Source organism: Tistrella bauzanensis (genome assembly GCF_014636235.1).
GTDB lineage: Bacteria > Pseudomonadota > Alphaproteobacteria > Tistrellales > Tistrellaceae > Tistrella > Tistrella bauzanensis.
This window is the reverse complement of sequence record NZ_BMDZ01000024.1, coordinates 1-19,291: the sequence shown is the minus strand read 5'-3', so window position 1 is coordinate 19,291 and position 19,291 is coordinate 1. Positions and strand designations below refer to the sequence as shown.

The 19,291-nt window shown below is 69.1% G+C and carries 16 protein-coding genes and 4 tRNA genes; 9 read left to right on the top strand and 11 right to left on the bottom strand.

Going from position 1 to position 19,291, the window contains the following annotated elements; genetic code table 11:
• Positions 1–202: 202 nt before the first annotated feature.
• The 8 genes from rplA to IEW15_RS11390 form a co-directional block, all read right to left on the bottom strand.
• Positions 203–928 (bottom strand): 50S ribosomal protein L1, encoded by a 726-nt coding sequence (rplA, locus tag IEW15_RS11425; RefSeq protein ID WP_188577928.1) that lies wholly within the window; start codon positions 926–928, stop codon positions 203–205.
• A gap of 4 nt (positions 929–932) precedes the next feature.
• The gene (rplK, locus tag IEW15_RS11420; RefSeq protein WP_188577927.1) at positions 933–1,361 is read right to left on the bottom strand and encodes a 50S ribosomal protein L11; all 429 of its coding nucleotides are present in this window, start codon (positions 1,359–1,361) and stop codon (positions 933–935) included.
• Between the two features lie 183 nt (positions 1,362–1,544).
• A complete protein-coding gene (gene nusG / locus IEW15_RS11415) occupies positions 1,545–2,078 on the bottom strand; it encodes a transcription termination/antitermination protein NusG (protein WP_188577925.1) in 534 nt (177 codons plus the stop codon).
• Between the two features lie 20 nt (positions 2,079–2,098).
• Positions 2,099–2,296: a preprotein translocase subunit SecE gene (secE, locus tag IEW15_RS11410; RefSeq protein ID WP_188577923.1), complete on the bottom strand. Its 198-nt coding sequence runs from the start codon at positions 2,294–2,296 to the stop codon at positions 2,099–2,101.
• 78 nt (positions 2,297–2,374) lie between these two features.
• Positions 2,375–2,449: transfer RNA gene (locus tag IEW15_RS11405), tRNA-Trp, on the bottom strand.
• A gap of 362 nt (positions 2,450–2,811) precedes the next feature.
• Entirely contained in the window at positions 2,812–4,002 is a 1,191-nt protein-coding gene (gene tuf / locus IEW15_RS11400; RefSeq protein WP_188577922.1) for an elongation factor Tu, read from the bottom strand.
• Between the two features lie 124 nt (positions 4,003–4,126).
• Positions 4,127–4,200 (bottom strand) — tRNA-Gly (locus tag IEW15_RS11395).
• 88 nt (positions 4,201–4,288) lie between these two features.
• Positions 4,289–4,374, bottom strand: a tRNA-Tyr gene (locus tag IEW15_RS11390).
• 247 nt (positions 4,375–4,621) lie between these two features.
• Here IEW15_RS11390 and rlmB point away from each other — a divergent pair.
• A complete protein-coding gene (gene rlmB / locus IEW15_RS11385; RefSeq protein WP_188577919.1) occupies positions 4,622–5,548 on the top strand; it encodes a 23S rRNA (guanosine(2251)-2'-O)-methyltransferase RlmB in 927 nt (308 codons plus the stop codon).
• Here the strand turns inward: rlmB and IEW15_RS11380 are convergent.
• The 3 genes from IEW15_RS11380 to IEW15_RS11370 all read right to left on the bottom strand — a co-directional run bounded on the left by IEW15_RS11380 (position 5,437) and on the right by IEW15_RS11370 (position 9,654).
• Positions 5,437–7,080, bottom strand: a complete 1,644-nt coding sequence (locus tag IEW15_RS11380; protein WP_188577917.1) for a sensor histidine kinase — start codon at positions 7,078–7,080, stop codon at positions 5,437–5,439. The two genes, rlmB and IEW15_RS11380, sit on opposite strands and share 112 nt — an antisense overlap.
• Complete coding sequence (locus IEW15_RS11375) at positions 7,067–7,819, bottom strand: response regulator transcription factor (RefSeq protein ID WP_229708027.1); 753 nt, start codon at positions 7,817–7,819, stop codon at positions 7,067–7,069. The genes IEW15_RS11380 and IEW15_RS11375 overlap by 14 nt, the downstream gene beginning before the upstream one ends.
• 266 nt (positions 7,820–8,085) lie before the next feature.
• Positions 8,086–9,654, bottom strand: a complete 1,569-nt coding sequence (locus tag IEW15_RS11370) for a DegQ family serine endoprotease (protein WP_188577916.1) — start codon at positions 9,652–9,654, stop codon at positions 8,086–8,088.
• A gap of 248 nt (positions 9,655–9,902) precedes the next feature.
• Between IEW15_RS11370 and IEW15_RS11365 the strand changes: the two genes are divergently transcribed.
• From IEW15_RS11365 to IEW15_RS11330, 8 genes are all read left to right on the top strand, one after another.
• Positions 9,903–9,978: transfer RNA gene (locus IEW15_RS11365), tRNA-Thr, on the top strand.
• Between the two features lie 466 nt (positions 9,979–10,444).
• Positions 10,445–12,949, top strand: a complete 2,505-nt coding sequence (locus tag IEW15_RS11360; protein ID WP_188577914.1) for a molybdopterin-dependent oxidoreductase — start codon at positions 10,445–10,447, stop codon at positions 12,947–12,949.
• 16 nt (positions 12,950–12,965) lie between these two features.
• Entirely contained in the window at positions 12,966–14,900 is a 1,935-nt protein-coding gene (locus IEW15_RS11355; protein WP_372402626.1) for an ABCB family ABC transporter ATP-binding protein/permease, read from the top strand.
• A complete protein-coding gene (locus IEW15_RS11350) occupies positions 14,897–15,511 on the top strand; it encodes a hypothetical protein (protein WP_188577912.1) in 615 nt (204 codons plus the stop codon). Before IEW15_RS11355 ends, IEW15_RS11350 begins: the two co-directional genes overlap by 4 nt.
• Before the next feature lie 210 nt (positions 15,512–15,721).
• Entirely contained in the window at positions 15,722–15,895 is a 174-nt protein-coding gene (locus IEW15_RS11345) for an RSP_7527 family protein (protein ID WP_188577910.1), read from the top strand.
• A 232-nt stretch (positions 15,896–16,127) separates the two neighbouring features.
• Positions 16,128–17,099, top strand: a complete 972-nt coding sequence (locus IEW15_RS11340; protein WP_188577908.1) for a DMT family transporter — start codon at positions 16,128–16,130, stop codon at positions 17,097–17,099.
• A gap of 108 nt (positions 17,100–17,207) precedes the next feature.
• On the top strand, positions 17,208–18,710 hold the full coding sequence (locus IEW15_RS11335) for a cryptochrome/photolyase family protein (protein WP_188577906.1): 1,503 nt from the start codon (positions 17,208–17,210) through the stop codon (positions 18,708–18,710).
• 16 nt (positions 18,711–18,726) lie between these two features.
• The gene (locus IEW15_RS11330) at positions 18,727–19,278 is read left to right on the top strand and encodes an FAD-dependent oxidoreductase (RefSeq protein ID WP_188577905.1); all 552 of its coding nucleotides are present in this window, start codon (positions 18,727–18,729) and stop codon (positions 19,276–19,278) included.
• Positions 19,279–19,291 lie beyond the last annotated feature (13 nt).

The window sequence follows — 19,291 nt, the reverse complement described above, 5'->3', positions numbered from 1 at the left end:
GTGTAGACGGGCCGTGCCGGATCGATTTCTCGCCGTCTGGACAGGCGGGGTCGCCCCCTTTAGGCCCCGGTTACCCGGGGCACCTGCCGTCTCGGACAGGACGGTCTCTGGTCGCCAGCAGCCGATCCCGAAAGATCAACGGCCGGCGGAAACGCGTGCCGTGCGGCGGGCTGGATACCACCGCACGGCAGATCAGTCGTGATCAGGCGGCGTTGCCGCCGCGCGGATCATGCTGGGTCGAGAAATTGGCCACGTCGACACGGACACCCGGGCCCATGGTGGAGCTGAGCGCCACCCGGCGGAGATAGGTGCCCTTGGCGCCGGTCGGCTTGGCCTTGACCAGCGCATCCACGAAGGCGCGGATGTTCTGGATCAGGGCGGCCTCGTCGAAGCTCGCCTTGCCGACGCCGCCATGGATGATGCCGGCCTTCTCGACGCGGAATTCAACCTGGCCAGCCTTGGCGGCCTTGACCGCATCGGCGACGTTCGGGGTGACCGTGCCGAGCTTCGGGTTCGGCATCAGACCGCGGGGGCCGAGAACGCGGCCCAGACGGCCGACGATCGGCATCATGTCCGGGGTCGCGATCGCGCGCTCGAAGTCGATCTTGCCGCCGAGGATCTCTTCGGCCAGATCTTCCGCACCGACGACGTCAGCGCCGGCCGCACGGGCCTCTTCCGCCTTGTCGCCGCGGGCAAACACCGCCACGCGGACGCTCTTGCCGGTGCCGTTGGGCAGCAGCACCACGCCACGGACCATCTGGTCGGCATGGCGCGGGTCAACACCCAGGCCGACCGCAACCTCGACGGTCTCGTCGAACTTCGCGGACGCATTGGCCTTCACCATCGCCACCGCCGCGTCGAGCCCGTAGAGGGTCTCACGGTCGACGGTCGCGCGGGCCTGCTTCAGTCGCTTGCCGTGGAACGCCATCAGATCACTCCACCACCACGAGGCCCATGGAACGGGCCGAGCCCTTCACCATCTGAACCGCGCCGTCGAGATCGGTCGCGTTCAGGTCGACCATCTTCTCCTCGGCGATCTTGGCGATCTGCTCCAGAGTGATGGAACCGGCCTCGGCCTTGCCGGGGGTGGCACCGCCCTTGGAAATGCCGGCGGCCTTCTTGATGTAGTAGGAAACCGGCGGCTTCTTCATAATGAAGGTGAAGCTGCGGTCCTGGAAGGCCGTGATGACCACCGGGATCGGCATGCCGACTTCCATACCCTGGGTCTGCGCGTTGAACGCCTTGCAGAACTCCATGATGTTCAGGCCGCGCTGACCCAGCGCGGGGCCGATCGGCGGCGAGGGGTTCGCCTTGCCGGCCGGCACCTGAAGCCGGACATAGCCGGTAATCTTCTTTGCCATGTGTCTGGACCCTTCTTGTCAGACAGGGGTAGCGGTCGCAGGCCCTGGCCGGACCTCCCGCTGATGGTCGCCGCCGGCCCCTGCGGGCCAGACGGATGCCGGCCCCGTCGGGGCCGAACGGATGCGGGCGACGCAGCGCCTTGCGGCCCCGCCTCGCCCGAAATTTGTTGTCTGGCTCTCGCCTCAGACCTTCTCGACCTGAGAGAATTCCAGTTCCACCGGGGTCGAACGACCAAAGATCGACACGGCGACCTTGAGCCGCGACCGCTCGTCGTCGACATCCTCGACGACACCGTTGAACGAGGTGAAGGGGCCGTCCGAGACCCGGACCTGCTCGCCGATCTCGAAGGTGATCGACGGCTTCGGGCGCTCGACGCCTTCCTTGACCTGATTGATGATCCGGTCGGCTTCCGCCTGGGTGATCGGCACCGGGCGGGTGCCGCCGCCGCCCAGGAAGCCGGTCACCTTCGGGGTGTCCTTGACCAGATGCCAGGTGTCGTCGGTCAGCTCCATCTTCACCAGCACATAGCCGGGGAAGAACTTCCGCTCGGTGTTGACCTTCACGCCGCGGCGGACTTCGACGATATCCTCGGACGGCACCAGGACCTCTTCGAGCAGACCTTCCATGCCCTTGCGGACAGCCTGTTCGCGGATCGACTGGGCGACCTTCTTCTCGAAGCCCGAATAGACGTGGATGATGTACCAGTTGCTCGCCATGGTGCCGTCTCCGATGAAGGTCAGGCGCCGAGGCCGAGAATCAACCGCACGCCCCAGGCGATCACCTGATCGGCGGCGAAGAAGAACATCGCCGCGACGAACACCATCACGAAGACGGTGGCGGTGGTGATCAGCGTTTCCTTGCGGGTCGGCCAGGTCACGCGGCGCGCTTCCTGACGAACCTGGCGCACGAATTCGCCGGGGGATGTCTTGGCCATGGCTACTCTGTTCCGGATCTGCCGCCGATCAGATCGACGGCCGTGAGGTCAGGCGCACGCACGCACGGACGACAAGGATGGCAGGAGTGGAGGGACTCGAACCCCCAGCCCCCGGTTTTGGAGACCGGTGCTCTACCATTGAGCTACACTCCTACACCGCCGCGCGGATCGCACCCGGTTGCCCGGACACATCGCGCCCTTCAAAGATCACGGCCTGCCCGAAGGACAGATCCCCACCCGACAGACCAGATGTCTCAGCCGGGCAAGGATCACCGTCATCCGCAGGTGCGGACGGGCCATCCTTCTAGCGCGTCATGCCCCGCTTGTCGAGGGGCTTTCGACAGCATTTTGCCCGGAAATGCGCGCCATGCCGACGGCAGGCGTCATGCCATGAACATCCCTGGACCGCCGCGCCGAAATGCCGCGGCCCCTGCCCGGCACGAAGCCTGGCAGGGGCCGCAGAACCAGGGCCCGACGGTCCGCGAACGGCCTGTCGGGCTTAATCTTACCGTCGATCAGGCGATGACCTTGGCGACGACGCCGGCGCCGACGGTGCGGCCACCTTCGCGGATCGCGAAGCGCAGGCCCTCATCCATGGCGATCGGCGAGATCAGCTTGACCATGACCGACACGTTGTCGCCGGGCATGACCATCTCGGTGCCTTCCGGCAGCGTGATCACGCCGGTCACGTCCGTGGTCCGGAAGTAGAACTGCGGACGGTAGTTGGTGAAGAACGGGGTGTGACGACCGCCTTCTTCCTTGGTCAGGATATAGGCTTCCGCCGCGAACTCCGTGTGCGGGGTGATCGTGTTCGGCTTGGCCAGAACCTGGCCGCGCTCCACATCCTCACGCTTCGTGCCGCGCAGCAGCACGCCCACATTGTCGCCGGCCTCGCCCTGATCCAGCAGTTTGCGGAACATCTCGACGCCGGTCACCGTCGTCTTCGTGGTGTCACGCAGACCGACGATCGACACTTCCTCGCCGACCTTCACGATGCCGCGCTCGATACGACCGGTCACCACCGTGCCGCGACCCGAGATCGAGAACACGTCCTCGATCGGCATCAGGAACGGCTGATCCTTCGGACGATCCGGGGTCGGGATGTATTCGTCGACCGCGCGCATCAGCTCAAGGATCTTGTCGGCACCGATCGCCGGGTCACGGCCTTCGATGGCGGCAAGCGCCGAGCCCATGATGATCGGAATGTCGTCGCCGGGGAAATCATAGCTCGACAGCAGCTCGCGGACTTCCATGTCCACAAGCTCCAGAAGCTCCTCGTCGTCGACCTGATCGACCTTGTTCATGAACACGACCAGCGCCGGAACGCCGACCTGACGCGCCAGCAGGATGTGCTCGCGGGTCTGCGGCATCGGGCCGTCCGCCGCCGACACGACCAGGATCGCGCCGTCCATCTGCGCCGCACCCGTGATCATGTTCTTCACGTAGTCGGCATGGCCCGGGCAATCCACATGCGCGTAATGACGGTTCTCCGTCTGATACTCGACATGTGCGGTGTTGATCGTGATGCCGCGTTCCTTCTCTTCCGGCGCCTTGTCGATCGAGTCGTACGACGTGTAGGTCGCACCACCGGTCAGCGCCAGAACCTTCGTGATCGCAGCGGTCAGCGTCGTCTTGCCATGGTCCACGTGACCGATCGTCCCGATGTTCACGTGCGGCTTGCTGCGCTCGAACTTTTCCTTGCCCATCGTTGCTCAAACCCGACTTGAGAGCTGTACCGACTGAGACGACGCGAGACGACCCCCAAAACGCAACCAGCCCCCGATCGAAACCGGAGACATGTTCGCGAGGGCGGCTCTGACGTCAGGGATTTGGAGCGGGTGACGGGAATCGAACCCGCATAGCCAGCTTGGAAGGCTGGAGCTCTACCATTGAGCTACACCCGCGTCCGCGCGCGACGCGCGCCCCTTCAGGCGAAGAGGTCCGCACGCCCCGCGTCTGCATCCGCGACCAAGCTGCGCTGCAGGAGAAAAGTGGTGGAGGGGGTTGGATTTGAACCAACGTAGGGAAAACCCGGCAGATTTACAGTCTGCTGCCATTGACCGCTCGGCCACCCCTCCATGGGTGCGTCCTGCACCGCGCCTTGGCGACGGCACTATGGAAATTCGCGGGAAGAAGTCAACGGGAATGTTGCAGGGCAAGCAATCCATCGACACACTCCGGCGATCCGACGCGACCCGCATTGCTGCGGGTTAGCCTGACCCGGCTGGCGTTCCGGCCGAAACATCGCCCGATCAGGCGGCGTTTCGTCTGGTGCCCTGCCGTGTCCGGCGCGGTGTAGCGCGTTCGTAACCAAACCGAGGACCGATGTCAAACCCAGATCGTCATCGCCCGTCACGCAGCGGCTCATCCACAGGCCCCCGGGGCCGTCAGGGCAGCGGCCCGAACCGTCCCCGCGGGGGTGGCGGCGATGGCGGCGGGCTGTGGTTCTATGGCCGCCACGCGGTCGAGGCGGCGCTCGCCAACCCCGCCCGCAGCCTGCACCGTCTGATGGTGGCAGAACGCTCGGAAGCGGCAGGCGACCCGAAGCTCGCGGCCCTGGCCCGCGGCCGTGGCCTGGACGTGGAAGCCGTATCGCGGGCCGATATCGACCGCCGCTTCGGCGAGGACGCGGTCCATCAGGGCATCGCCCTGCACCTGGCCCCCCTGCCCGAGCGTGATCTTGACGCGACGCTGACCGCCGGCGCACCCTCCGGCACCGGCCTGGTCGTGGTGCTCGATCAGGTTACCGATCCGCACAATGTCGGCGCCATTCTGCGTGCGGCCGCAGCCTTCGGGGCGGTCGCCGTGGTCACCACCGAACGCCGGGCGGCGCCGGAAAGTGCTGTGCTCGCCAAGGCGGCCTCCGGCACGCTCGAAACCGTACCGCTGATCCGGATCGGCAATCTCGCCCGGGCGCTCGACGACCTGAAGCGGCTGGGCTGGTGGTGTGTGGGGCTGGACGGCCATGCCACGGCCGATATCCGCGCGCCCGGCCTGCCCGACCGGCTGGCGCTGGTGATGGGCGCCGAGGGGCCGGGCCTGCGCCGGCTGACCCGCGAGACCTGCGACCTGCTGGTGCGGCTGCCGATTTCGGATCAGGTGGAAAGCCTGAACGTGGCGACGGCGACCGCGGTGGCGCTCTATGCGCTCGGCCCCGGCCGCACGCCGCTGCCGGCCCCCACGCCCCCGCTTGGCGCCACGCCCCCGCTTGGCGCCACGCCCTCGGCTGGCGCCAAGCCCTCGTCAGCCTGACCGCCAGCCGCCGTCAGCTCGCTTTCGGCCGGCCGCGGCGCGCCGCCGTCGGCCGGCAACCTCAACTCCACGGCGAGCCCCGGCCCGGCGCCGCCGGCGGTGCCGGCTGTCCCGGCATCAGCGTCCATCAGCACCAGTCGCCCGCCATGCAGCCGGGTGACGGCATCGACAAGTGCAAGGCCCAAACCACTTCCCGGCAGACTGCGCGCCGGATCAAGCCGCGCGAAGCGCTCCACGACCCGCGCGCGCTCGGCCGCCGGCACGCCCGGCCCCCGATCGGCGACCCGGATCACGATCGCATCATCATGCGCGTCTCGGGCGAGTGATAGCACCACCGGCCCGGCGCCATGCTTCAGGGTGTTTTCCAGCAGATTGGCAACCGCCCGCTGCATCAGCGCCCGGTCGCCCGGCCGGGCGATGCCCGGGGCGATATGCACCGCCAGAACCCGGCCGGCATCCTCGAACAGCAGGTCATAGATCTCGCCCAGTTCGGTGACCAGCGCGCTCAGATCGACATCCGACCAGGCGGTGCGCCCGGCACCGCTTTCGGCGCGGCCGATCGCGGTCAGCGCCTCGAAAGTCGCGATCACCCGGTCGATCTCGGCCAGCGCCTCGTCCAGCCCGGCACGCGCCTCCGACGGGTCGGGCTGGCGCAGGGCCACCGCTTCCACCGTCACCCGCGCCCGCGCCAGCGGCCCGCGCAGATCATGGGCCATGGCATCCGATGCCACCCGGCTCGCGGTCATCAGCCGGCCGATTTCGTCGAGCATGGCGTTCACCGCCTGGGCCAGACGGTCGTATTCATCGCCACTGCCGGCGCGGGGCAGCCGTTCATCCAGGTCGCCGCCGACGATCCGGCGTGCCGCCAGCGCCATCGCATCCACCCGCGCCAGCGACCGGCGCGCCAGGATCCAGCCGCCATACAACCCCAGCACCAGCACCAGCCCCAGCGACCAGAACGACGCCTCGACCACCAGGTCCCGGAACCGGGCGCGCTCGGCCAGGTCGCGCCCGACCAGCAGCCGGAAGCCGCCGGCCAGGCGATAGACCCGGATCCGCGCGCGGCGGCCATCGGCGAGTTCGGCATCCAGCGTGCCATCCGCGGCCCGCTCGGCGGCCCGCGGCCAGCCGCTCAAGGTACCCTCGATCGGCACCCCGTCGGGGGCGGCCAGCAGATAGATCCCGCCCAGGCCGATGCCGCTGTCGCCGGGGCCGGGACCGCCGCCACGATCGCCGGGGCCGGCGGGCGACCGGATGCCCGACGACCGGATACCCGACCGCGCCCGCACCACCTCGATCAGCCGGCCCAGCCCCTCAAGGCGGTATTGCTCGGCAAGACCGCGCACCTCGGCATCCAGCGTCTGGTCGATCTGGCGGTCGATCAGCGCCAGCGCCGCCCAGGTGACCGATCCCAGCACGATCGCGGTCGAGGCCACGAACACGGCCAGATACAGCGCCACGATCCGCGCGGCCGAGGTCCGCCGCAGCCGCCGGAACAGGCCGCCGCCCTGTGCTGCATCAGTCACGGTCACCACCGGCCGCCGCGTCCCCACCATCCGGGTTGCCATCATCGGAGACACCATCGTCCGGGCCATCATCCGTCAGGCCGATCGAATATCCGCCGCCGCGATGGGTGCGGATCAGCGGCCGGCCGAAGCCGCGATCGATCTTCTGGCGCAGCCGGCTGACATGGACCTCGACCACATTGGTCTGGGGCTCGAAATGGAAATCCCACACCCCCTCATACAGCATCGCCCGGGTCACGACCTGGCCGTCATGGCGCATCAGGAATTCCAGCAGCCGGTATTCCTGCGGGCGCAGATCGATGGCGCGGCCGGCACGGGTCACGCGGCGGGTGCGCAGGTCGATGTCCAGATCGGCGATCACCAGCCGATCGCGGGCCTGCGCCTGTGCGGGACGCCGGCCCAGCGCCTCGACCCGCGCCACCAGTTCCACGGCCGCGAAGGGCTTCGACAGATAGTCGTCGCCGCCCGCCTTCAGCCCCCGCACCCGTTCATCGACATGGGCCAGCGCCGACAGGATCAGCACGGGCACGCTCTGGCCGGCGCCGCGCAGGGCACCCAGCACCGCCAGCCCGTCCAGTCCCGGCAGCATCCGGTCCAGCACGATCACGTCGTGGCCGCCGCCGGTCGCCAGAAACAGCCCGTCACGGCCGTCGCCGGCGCGGTCGACGACATGGCCCGCCTCGGTCAGCGCGCGGGCGACCTGGGCGGCGGTGCGGTCGTCATCCTCGATGATCAGGATCTTCATGATACCTCGGGCCTTGCCGGACGGATCGGAAGACGCGCCGGGCGGATCGGAAGACACCCCGGACGGATCGGAAAAACACGAACGGGCGGGTGCCGATGGTGGCACCCGCCCGCCGTCGCCCGCAAGCCCCGGCACCCGCGGGCCGGCCCCTGTGTCTGCCCCACAAGGCCATGCGCGCGATATCCGGAACCTGCGGCCGTCCGTCTCAGCCGCCGGCCTGCGGCTGATGCCCAGGTTGGCTGATGCACCGGTTACTGATGCACCGGTTACTGAATGGGCACGGCCACGAAGCGGCTCTCATTGCCCCGCGCCACCAGCAGCAGGACATGATCGCGGCCGCGCTCGCGCGCCTCGTCGACCAGCGCCGTCACCTGCGACGGCCGGTCGACCGAGGTACCGCCGACCTGCTCGATCACATCGCCGGGCTGCAGCTCCGGACCGTCACCGCCCGGACGGCCCCCGGGGCCGGCATCCGGAGCCAGCATGTCGACCACGGCCACGCCGTTCACCGACGGGTCGATCCCCAGGCGCTGACGCAGGGCATCGTCCAGCGGCGCCAGCCGCACGCCCAACGATGCCACGGCCTCGCCGGCGCCACCGCCCTGGCCCGGCTCGCCACGGACACTGGCCATATCTTGTGGCCGCTCGCCCAGCTTCACCTTGATCTGACGGCTGTCGCCGCCCCGGCGGACATCCAGCGTGATCCGCTGATCGGGCGGCATGTCGCCGATCCGTCGGGTCAGATCACGGGCATCCGTCACCGGCTGACCATCGACGCCGGTCACCACATCGCCGCGTTCAAGCCCGGCATCGCCGGCGGGGCTGCCCGGCAGCACCCGGGCCACCAGCGCACCAGCCGGCTCGTCCATGCCCAGCGCTTCGGCGATCTCGGGCGTCAGCGGCTGGATCTCCACGCCCAGCCAACCACGCTGGATGCTGCCGGTCTCCTTCAACTGGGTCACCACCCGGCTGGCGATCTTGGCGGGAATCGAAAAGCCGATGCCCACCGAGCCGCCATTCGGGCTGGCGATGGCCGTGTTGATGCCGATCACCTCGCCATTGCCATTGAACACCGGGCCACCGCTGTTGCCCTGGTTGATCGCGGCGTCGATCTGAAGGAAATCGTCATAGGGGCCGGCATGAATGTTGCGGTTGCGGGCCGATACGATGCCGGCGGTCACGCTGCCACCCAGGCCGAAGGGGTTGCCCACCGCCAGCACCCAGTCGCCCACGCGGGCGGCGTCGCTGTCGCCGAAATTCACCGCCGGCAGCTTGCGCCCCGCATCGATCTTCAGCAGCGCCACATCGGTCAGCGGATCGGTGCCGATCAGCTTGGCGGTATACTGGCTCTTGTCCTCCAGCGTCACCTTGATCTCGGTGGCGCTGTCGATGACGTGGTTGTTGGTCACGACATAGCCATCGGGATCGATGATGAAGCCAGAACCCAGCGCGTTCACCACCCGCGGCGCATCGCGCGGCGCATTCTGCATGAACGGCTCGAAGAACTGGCGGAACGGCGAGTTTTCAGGCAGGTCGAAGGGCAGGCCCTGCGGGCCGCCCGGCCGCTCCACCTCCTGAGTGGTCGAGATGTTCACCACCGCCGGCATCACCTGCTCGGCCAGGGGCGCGAAGCTCTGCGGCAGGGGGGCGGCACTGGCCGGCATCGGCGCCAGCATGGTGCCGCCAACCCCGGCCAGCGGCAGGGCCAGGGCGGCGCCGGCCATCAGGGCCGCGCCCAGGCGGCGGATCGGCCGGATGCCGCGGCCGGACCCGACGGGCCGTGCCGAAAAGTCACGGGGGCTGATGGCTGTGCGGGAGCGATCGGAACTGGTCATCGGCTGCTGATCCTTTGGTATGACCACGGCGGGGGCCGTGGGCCGGCGGAAGACCCGATCGCCATTCAAGCACCGCCGCCCTCACCGGCCGGTGTCACCAAGATGAACATGCGTTCATGTTGGGGGGCGTTCATGTTGGGGGGCGTTCATGTTGGGGGGCGGTCCGTCGCCGCATGTTTCACAGCAGCCGGTCTTGTCGCGCGCGCCGCCACGCGGTATGTAGAGCCTGTGTCGACGCGGCGCAGCCAGCCGGATTAGCTCAACTGGTAGAGCACCCGCCTTGTAAGCGGAAGGTTGTGGGTTCAAGTCCCTCATCCGGCACCAGTGCCCCCTGACGCCCGTGCGCGGCCCGCCCGCCTTCATCAGGCAACGGGCCCCATCACGCAGCCGGCCCCATCACGCAAAATGCGCGAACTTCGCCGAGGCTGTGACACCCGTCACTTCATCATTGCCTGGAAATTTCTAAGGTGAGTTGTGTAGCCGTGATGCCGGTGGCAGCTCCCACTCCCCGGCATCCCGTTCGTCTGTCACCCGTGCCGGACGAACCCTACCCGATTGGTGCTGATGCTAAACTTGACAAGCCTCGCCGGCCGCGCGCCGTGCGAGGCTTTTTTTTGACCGGACGGCCGGCACCAATGCCCGATTCTTGGGCAGACCCTGAACGGCACGGATGGAGTCAAGGGCTTGGAGCGGTTGTCCACAGACTTCTCCACGGATTCGGGGGAAAAGCATGGCGCCCCGATGCCAATGCCTCTTTCGGCGCCATCGCGGCACGGCTAGTCTGTCGATCATGACAGACAGCAGCGGCACCGATACCGTCCCCGCCTGGGTGATGACCCATTTCGGCCCCTATCGGGTGCGGCCGGCCACGGCGCATGCGCCCCTGGCGCTGGAACCCGATCCGGCCGACCCCGCGCCCACGATCCTGGGTACGGCGCTGGCCGGGCCCGATCACGCCGTGCGCATTCGCAGGCCCGCCGCACGCGCCGGCTGGCTGAAGGCGATGGAAGAGGGTGCCGGGGCGGGCGCTGGGACATCGGGTGCTGCGGCCGGCGATCAGGGCGGTGCCGATCATCATGGCCGGCGCGGCACCGAGCCCTTCGTGGAACTGCCCTGGGACGAGGCGCTGGATCTGGCCGCCGCCGAACTGGCCCGCATCCGCCGGACTCATGGCCCGACCGCGATCTATGGCGGCAGCTATGGCTGGGGATCGGCCGGATGGTTCAACCGGGCGCGCGTTCATCTGCACAGGCTGCTCGGCGCCGCCGGCGGTTTCACCATGGGCACCGGCACCTATTCCCATGGCGCGGCCGAACGGATGATCCCGCATGTCCTGGGGATGGATTTCGCCGCCGCGGCTGCCGCCGCACCCGATTGGGACCAGATCGCCAGCCGCACCGGACTGATCCTCAGCTTCGGCGGCATGCCGCTGAAGAACGCCCAGCTCGACTGGGGTGGCGTCGCCAGCCACCGGGTGGGTGCCGCCCTCGACCAGGGGTTTGCCCGTGGCATGCGGATGCTGACCGTGGCGCCGATCGCCGATGACGCGGCCGTCACGGGCAAGGCCGCATGGCAGCCCATCCGCCCCGGCACCGATACAGCCTTGATCCTGGCTCTGCTGCATGAGCTTGACGTGGGTGGCCTGATCGACGAGCCGGCGCTGGACAGGCTCACCAGCGGCTGGCCGGTGCTGTGCCGCCATCTGCATGGCCAGGACGGCACCCCGCCGAAGACGCCGGACTGGGCGGCGGCGATCACCGGTATTCCGGCCGGCACCATCACGGCGCTGGCCCATCAGCTTGCCGATGCCGCGGCGGCCCCCGATGGCCGGGTGCTGATCGCCATGGCCTGGGCGGTCCAGCGCCACCAGCATGGCGAAATGGCGGTCTGGGCCGCCATCGCGCTGGCGGCGGCACTTGGCCAGATCGGCCTGGATGGCGGCGGGGTCGGCATCGGTTATGGTGCCGGCGGCGGCTTCGGTATGCCGCAGAACGGCCGCCGGCCGGGCCTGATCGGCCCCCTGCCCAATCCGGCCGGCATGGAGATTCCGGTGTCGCGTTTCGCCGATGCCCTGCTCGATCCAGGCCGCCGCATCCTTCATGACGGCCGCCGCATCACCCTGCCCGAGATCCGGCTGGTCTGGTGGGCGGGCGGCAATCCGTTCCATCACCATCAGGACATCAACCGCCTGCGGCGCGCCTGGGCCAGGCCCGACACCATCATCGTTCAGGACATGGCCTGGACATCGGCTGCAACCCATGCCGATCTGGTGCTGCCGGCGACCGGCCCGCTGGAGCGCGCCGATATCGGCGGCGGGCTGCACGGCGCCACGATCATTGCCATGCAGCCCCGGCATCCACCGGTGGGCGAGGCCCGCGACGACCACGCCATCCTGGCCGCCATCGCCGACCGCCTGGGCTGCCGCAACGCCTTCGATGGCGGTGAGACCGCGGCTGCCGCCCTTGAGCGGCTGTGGGCGGACTATCGCGCGGCCGATGCCGGCCTGCCCGATCTCGCCACCTTGCGCGCGCTTGGCCGGATCGACCCGGCCCCTTTGCACGCGCCGGCCCAGACGCGTGCCGGCAGGCTTGCCCGCTTCCGCGCCGATCCGGCCACAGCTCCCCTGAACACGCCCGATGGCCGGATCATGCTGGCCTCCGATGCGATCGCCGCCATGGGGCTGGCGTCCCACCCGGTGTTCACGCCCGCCGATGAATGGCTGGGTGCGGCCGGTGCCGTGGCCCGGTTCCCGCTCCATCTGCTCTCGCCCCAGCCCGCGACCCGCCTGCACAGCCAGATGGACCACGCAGCCCCTTCGGCCGATGCGAAGCTGGGCGGGCGCGAGCGGATCGACATACATGCCGACGACGCGGCGGCGCGCGGCATCGCCGATGGCGATTGCGTGATGGTGTTCAACGATCGCGGCGCCTGCCTTGCCGCGGCGCGGATCTGCCCCACCATCATGGCCGGCGTTGTGGCCCTGCCGACCGGCGCGTGGTACGACCCGGCGCCGGCCGATGCCGGACCGGACGGCACCGATGCCCAGGGCCGGCCGGTCTGCCGCCATGGCAATCCCAATCTGCTGACGCTGGACGCCGGCACCTCGCCGATCGCCCAGGCGCCCTCGGCACAAAGCTGTCTGGTCGAGATCCGCCGCGTCGCCCCCGAGATGGCGCGCAGGCTCGCCCCGGCCCCGTACAGGATCCCCGTCTTGATCGATCGACCCACACCATTGCCCGGACGCGACCTGGTGCCCGGACGCGACTTGGCCCGCCGAAGCGACCCGCGCGCATGAGCGGAGGCCCGTTGTCATGAGCCGCGGTATGGGCCGCGGCGGCGGCATGCCCGCCGACCTGCCGCCAACACCGGTGGAGCGCCCGCAATTCGCCGCCACCCGCGATCTGCTGCCCTATCTGTGGCCGCGCGGCCGGCCCGACATGAAGATCCGGGTGGTGCTGGCGGTGCTGGCGCTGCTGCTGGCCAAGGCCGCGATGCTGACCGTGCCGCTGTTCTACAAGCAGGCGGTCGATGCGCTGGGTGCCAAAGGCGGGGCGGCGGCAACCGCCGTTCTGGTGCCGGTGGGGCTGATCGTCGCCTATGGCGTCGCCCGCCTTGCCGGGCAGGCGATGGGGGAATTGCGCGACGCGATCTTCTCGCGCGTCGCCCAGCATGCCACCCGCGCCGCCGGGCTGGATGTCTTCCGCCATCTGCACCGGCTCAGCCTGCGCTTTCATCTGGAACGGCGCACCGGCGCGCTGGCGCGGGCCATCGAACGCGGCGTGCAGGGCATCCAGTTCCTGCTGTCGACGGTGCTGTTCAGCATCGTGCCCACCCTGATCGAGATGCTGCTGGTCGCTGGCGTCTTGTGGCGGCTGTATGACTGGCGTTTCGCCGCCGTTACCCTGGCCACCGTCGGCACCTATGTGGCCTTCACCATCCGCGTCTCCGAGATGCGGGTGATCCATCGGCGCGAGATGAATGCCCGCGACCAGGAAGCCGGCGGCCGGGCGATGGACAGCCTGCTGAACTATGAGACCGTGAAGTATTTCGGGGCCGAGGCGCGCGAGGCTGGCCGCTATGATCAGGCACTGGCGGCTTATGAAGTCGCGGCCGTGCGGTCGCAATTGTCGTTGTCGGCGCTGAATGTCGGCCAGGCGGTGATCATTGCCGGCGGTCTGGTGTCGATCATGATGCTGGCCGCCGGCGGCATCGCCGATGGCGAGATGACGGTTGGCGATTTCGTGGCGGTGAACGCCTATCTGATCCAGCTTTATGTGCCGCTGAACGTGCTGGGCTTCGTCTATCGCCAGTTGCGTCAGGCGCTGACCGACATGGAAACCATGTTCGCGCTGGCGGCGGTGCGGCCGGATGTCGCCGACCGGCCCGATGCCCCGGCGCTGGCGGTCGCTGGTGGCGAGATCCGCTTCCAGGCGGTCGATTTCGGCTATGACCCGCGCCGGCCGATCCTGAAGGGGCTGGATTTCACCGCCCCCGCCGGCGCCACGGTCGCGATCGTCGGGCCATCAGGCGCCGGCAAGTCGACAATTTCACGGCTGATGTTCCGGTTCTTCGATCCGGATGGCGGCGCGATCCTGATCGACGGCCAGGATCTGCGCGCGGTCACCCAGGCCAGCCTGCGCGATGCGGTCGGCATGGTGCCGCAGGACCCTGTGCTGTTCAACGACACGCTGGGCTACAACATCGCCTATGGCCGGCCCGACGCCACCACCGACGAGATCATGGCCGCGATCGAGCGGGCGGCACTGGGGCCGCTGGTCGCCTCGCTGCCCGATGGTCTGAACAGCCGGGTGGGTGAACGCGGGCTGAAGCTCTCAGGCGGCGAGAAGCAGCGGGTGGCCATTGCCCGCGCACTGCTGAAAGACCCGCCGATCCTGATCTTCGACGAGGCGACATCCGCCCTCGACACCCGCACCGAGGCCCTGATCCGCGATGGCCTGATCCGCGATGAGCTGACAACCGCCGGCCGTGGCCGCACCATGCTGGTCATCGCCCATCGCCTGTCGACCGTGGTCGATGCCGATCTGATCGTGGTGCTGGATGATGGCCGGGTGGTGGAACAGGGGCGGCATGAGGCGCTGGTCGCGGCCGGCGGCCTTTATGCCCGGCTTTGGGCACGCCAGAGCGCCGAACCCCAGACGCCCCCTGAGCCGGCGCCCTCTGAGCCGACGCCCTCTGAGCCGCCGGCCCCCAGCACCGACGATGACGACGACAGGATCATCCCATGACCGCAACACCGGCCGTTGCCGTCCACAAGAGCCCGATGCGCATCGCCAGCCTTCTGGTGGTCTCGGCGGCCTGGATCGGCGCCTGTCTGTGGCTGGTGGTCCAGGCCGCGCGCGGCGCGATCGAGGATCCGGCGGCACTGGTGATCTTCGCGCTGCTGCTGGGGGGGGCCGCCGGCGCGCTGGTCTGGGCGGTGGTGGATCTTGCCCGCCGGCCGGGGCCCGTGCTGCTGCTGACCGATGACGGGCTGGTGGCGCCTTTCCTTGGCAGCACTCGCCCCATCCCCTGGGCGGATGTCCAGATGCGGCGCTCGGCACTGGGCGCCTGGTTCATGGGGATCGTGCTGGCGGTGCGGATCGATCCGGCGGTGCATGGCGCCCGGCCCGGCCCGGCCGGCCTGTTCCCCCACAGGCCGAGCCCACAGCGGCAACTGCCCGATGGCCGCATCGAAGCCGATATCGCGCTGCCCAACATCTTCGCCGGCGGCCGCGAGTATCTGATCGCCCAGATCATGCATCGCCATGTACCGGCGGCCCTGGCGGCGGCGGGTGTCGCGGGCGGGCGGGACAAGGCGCCGGCGACACGCTCCAAATCCCGCCATCCGCGCGCCTGACCGGGCTATCGGCCCGCCCGGCGGCGACGACCCCCGCACGCCTTCCATGCGTGCGCTGCAATGCGTGTGCTGCATTGCAAAAACCGCATTGGGAAAACCCGGTGACCGCGCCTAGCTTTGGTGTATCGAAACACCCCGCACCGGTGCGGCGCCTGCCAGCTTCCTCCTCCCCATGGCAGACACCCCGGTGCCGACCTCCGGAGCCGTCCCATGGCCAACACTCAGACCCAGATCGCCCAGATCCCCACGCAGGACGAGATCGAGCAGCTGATTCGCGACGCCCGCCAGCTGCGCGCCCAGACCTTCACCGCCGGCATCGACGCCCTCACCGCCCGCATCGGGCGGCTGTTCGGTGGCCATCATGGTGGCCTCGCCGCCCGCTGATCGCCATCGCTGACGGCTGGCTCGTCAGGCGCGCCGGCTTCGCGCGGACCGCGGCATCATGTTGCATCGCAATATACCCGATCCACGCGCCCGCCGACCGCGAGCGGCAACAAGCCCTGCACGCACTCGACCATGAGGCGCCGAACCGCTAAGGTTCGGCGCCTCATGTCGTTCAGGCATCCGCAGTCGCGCGCGTCCATCTCTGCCTCCACCCCTGCCAAGGTTCCAGCCGGTGTCCGCACATCCCAGTCCCGCCGCCGCCGATGCGACAACCCGGCGTCGCGCCATGGCGGCGCTGGCGCTGACGGTTACCTTCTGGTCGTTCAATTTCGTCGTCGGCCGGGCCGTCGCCGGCGAGATTCCGCCGCTGACCCTGTCTTTCCTGCGCTGGCTGGGCGCCTTGCTGATTTTTCTGCCCTTTGCCTGGCGGCATCTGCGCCGCGACTGGCCGTCGCTGCTCCGCGCCTGGCCCAAGCTGCTTCTGATGGGGCTCACCTCGGTTGCCGGCTACAACACCTTCGTCTATCTGGCGCTGGAACGAACCACGGCGATCAACGCGGTTCTGCTCAACGCCACCATGCCGATCGTGATCGCGATCATGGCCGCGGTCGCCGGGGTGGAACGGATGAGCCGCTTCCAGGCGTTGGGGGTCGCCGTGTCGTTCGGCGGCGTCGCCTATATCGTCGCCGGCGGCAACCCTGCCCATCTGCTGTCGCTTCAGATCGGTGCAGGCGATCTGTGGATCCTGGGCGCCACGGTCTGCTGGGGCATCTATTCCGTGGCGCTGCGCTTCAAGCCGGCCCATGTCCACCCCTTCGCGCTGCTGGCGGCCAATATGCTGGTCGGCATGCTGGCGCTGGCGCCGCTGGCCGCGTCGGAGGCGATCGCCGGCCACCTGCCGGTGGTCACGCCTGCCACCATCGCGGCGGTCGCCTATGTGGCGATCTTCCCCTCGATCATCGCCTATATCCTGTGGAACTGGTCGGTGGCGGCGATCGGCCCCAACCGCGCCGGGCTGTTCATGCATCTGATGCCGATCCTGACGCCGCTGTGGAGCATGCTGTTCCTGGGGGAACGGCTGGGTGTCCATCATCTGGTGGGCGGTATCGCCATTCTGGCCGGGCTGGTGCTGACCAGCCGGGCGCCGTCGGCACGCCCGGCACCGCCGGCGCGACACGACGACGCCCCGCGACGGGATCGGTGATCCGGCGCCGGAGCCCGTCCGTATAGTCGGACAAGGAGCGGCCATCACGGCCGCCACCCGCGCCCATGCCTGGGCGTGCCCCTTGTCCGACACGGCATCCGAGGCCCGATGAACGACCGCCCTTCCGTCGTCTGGTTCCGCCAGGATCTGCGCATCGCCGACAATCCGGCCCTGCACCGCGCCGCATCCAGCGGCCGCCGGCTGATCTGCGTCTATATCCACGAAGACGACGACCCGGCGGTGGAGGGCATGCCATCCCCCCGCAAACCGGGCGGCGCCGCGCGCTGGTGGCTGCATCATGCGCTGGCCGCACTCGACCAGGATCTGCGAGCCATCGGCGGGCATCTCCTGTACCTGAAAGGACCGGCCGCGGTCGAACTCGATCGGCTGATCGACCGGACCGGTGCCGATTGCGTGCTGGTCAACCGGGTCTACGACCCCGAAGGCGCTGCACGCGACCGGATGCTGACCGAACGGCTGGCGGCGCGCGGGGTGCGGCTTCTGTCCCACAACGCCCTGCTGCTGCACGAACCCTGGACGGTACGCACGAGGACCGGTGGGCCCTATCAGGTGTTCACGCCGTTCTGGCGCGCCGCCCGTGCGCTGGGCCAGGTGCCGGCACCGCTGCCGGCGCCCGCGCAGATCGACATGGCCGGGACCGCACCGGCCGGCGTGCCGTTGGCGGCATTCGGCCTCGCCCCGGTCATCGACTGGGCTGGCGGCATCGCCCGCGACTGGACACCAGGATCGGCCGATGGCCGCAGGCGTCTGGGCGACTTCCTCGACCGGCATCTGCCCGATTACAAGTCCGATCGCGACCACCCCGGCGCCGACATCACCTCAAGGCTGTCGCCCCATCTGCGTTTCGGCGAGATCGGGCCGCGCACCATCTGGCATGCGGTCCACCATCGGATCGAGGCCGAGGGCCTGTCCGGCCCGGCGCGGGCATCGGCGCAGGGTTTCCTGGGCGAACTTGGCTGGCGGGAATTCTCCTATCACCTGCTGCATCACTTTCCCCATCTGCCCACGCGCAATCTGAAACACCAGTTCGACGCCTTTCCCTGGCGCGACGATCCGGCGGGCCTCGCCGCCTGGCAGCGGGGTCTGACCGGCTATCCGATCGTCGATGCCGGCATGCGCCAGCTGTGGCAGACCGGCTGGATGCATAATCGCGTCCGGATGGTCACCGCTTCATTCCTTGTCAAACATCTGATGATCTACTGGGCGACGGGAGAAGCCTGGTTCTGGGACACGCTGGTCGATGCCGATCCGGCCAGCAACACCGCCAGCTGGCAGTGGGTGGCGGGCACCGGCGCCGATGCCGCCCCCTATTTCCGCATCTTCAACCCGGTGCTTCAGGGCGAGCGATTCGATGCCGACGGCCGCTATGTCCGCCGCTTCGTGCCCGAACTCGCCCGCCTGCCCGACCGCTTTCTGCACAAGCCCTGGACGGCCCCCGCATCCGTGCTGACGGCGGCCGGCGTCACTCTGGGCACCACCTATCCCCATCCGATCGTCGATCACGCCCATGCCCGCGACCGTGCCCTTGCGGCCTTCGCGGGCCTGCGCGCCACCACCGGCCCCGCCGACACACCGGCCGCAGCGCTCTGAGGAGTTGCCCCCGACCATGTACCAGCCTTTGAGCGACACCAGTGCCGCCGGCGGCGGCAACGACCCTGCGGTTGCAACCGCCGTGATCGGCAGCGGCGGGGCCGGGCTTGCCGCGGCCTGGGCGCTGGCCCGTTCGGGCCGGCCCGTGGTGCTGATGGAACGCTGCCCCCGCGCCGGCGGCCATATCAACACGCGGGATGCCGGGCCGGCGCTGGGCCTGGATCATCCGGTGCCGGTCGATACCGGCTTCATCGTCTATAACGAGCGCAACTACCCCAATCTGGTCCGGCTGTTCGATGCCATCGGCACCGAGACCACCGCCAGCGAGATGTCGTTCGCGGTCAGCCTGAGCGACGGCACTTATGAATATCGCGGCAGCCCGGCCGGGCTGTTCGTCACCCCCCGCAACCTGATCGATCCCGGCCACTGGCGGATGCTGCGCGACATGCACCGTTTCAACCGTCAGGCGCGGATGCGGCCGCCGCAGCCCGGCCAGAGCCTGGGAGGCTGTCGCGCAATGAGCGCGGCGGGCTGGTTTAGAGCGTCACCGTCGCCTGGGACGGCGTGAGGCGGCCCGTCCT

What these genes read in the sequence shown, in the direction of transcription:
- rplA (WP_188577928.1), bottom strand. Translation starts at nt 928, where the DNA reads ATGGCGTTCCACGGCAAGCGACTGAAGCAGGCCCGCGCGACCGTCGAC.
- rplK (WP_188577927.1), bottom strand. Translation starts at nt 1,361, where the DNA reads ATGGCAAAGAAGATTACCGGCTATGTCCGGCTTCAGGTGCCGGCCGGC.
- nusG (WP_188577925.1), bottom strand. Translation starts at nt 2,078, where the DNA reads ATGGCGAGCAACTGGTACATCATCCACGTCTATTCGGGCTTCGAGAAG.
- secE (WP_188577923.1), bottom strand. Translation starts at nt 2,296, where the DNA reads ATGGCCAAGACATCCCCCGGCGAATTCGTGCGCCAGGTTCGTCAGGAA.
- tuf (WP_188577922.1), bottom strand. Translation starts at nt 4,002, where the DNA reads ATGGGCAAGGAAAAGTTCGAGCGCAGCAAGCCGCACGTGAACATCGGG.
- rlmB (WP_188577919.1), top strand. Translation starts at nt 4,622, where the DNA reads ATGTCAAACCCAGATCGTCATCGCCCGTCACGCAGCGGCTCATCCACA.
- IEW15_RS11375 (WP_229708027.1), bottom strand. Translation starts at nt 7,819, where the DNA reads ATGAAGATCCTGATCATCGAGGATGACGACCGCACCGCCGCCCAGGTC.
- IEW15_RS11370 (WP_188577916.1), bottom strand. Translation starts at nt 9,654, where the DNA reads ATGACCAGTTCCGATCGCTCCCGCACAGCCATCAGCCCCCGTGACTTT.
- IEW15_RS11360 (WP_188577914.1), top strand. Translation starts at nt 10,445, where the DNA reads ATGACAGACAGCAGCGGCACCGATACCGTCCCCGCCTGGGTGATGACC.
- IEW15_RS11355 (WP_372402626.1), top strand. Translation starts at nt 12,966, where the DNA reads ATGAGCCGCGGTATGGGCCGCGGCGGCGGCATGCCCGCCGACCTGCCG.
- IEW15_RS11350 (WP_188577912.1), top strand. Translation starts at nt 14,897, where the DNA reads ATGACCGCAACACCGGCCGTTGCCGTCCACAAGAGCCCGATGCGCATC.
- IEW15_RS11345 (WP_188577910.1), top strand. Translation starts at nt 15,722, where the DNA reads ATGGCCAACACTCAGACCCAGATCGCCCAGATCCCCACGCAGGACGAG.
- IEW15_RS11335 (WP_188577906.1), top strand. Translation starts at nt 17,208, where the DNA reads ATGAACGACCGCCCTTCCGTCGTCTGGTTCCGCCAGGATCTGCGCATC.
- IEW15_RS11330 (WP_188577905.1), top strand. Translation starts at nt 18,727, where the DNA reads ATGTACCAGCCTTTGAGCGACACCAGTGCCGCCGGCGGCGGCAACGAC.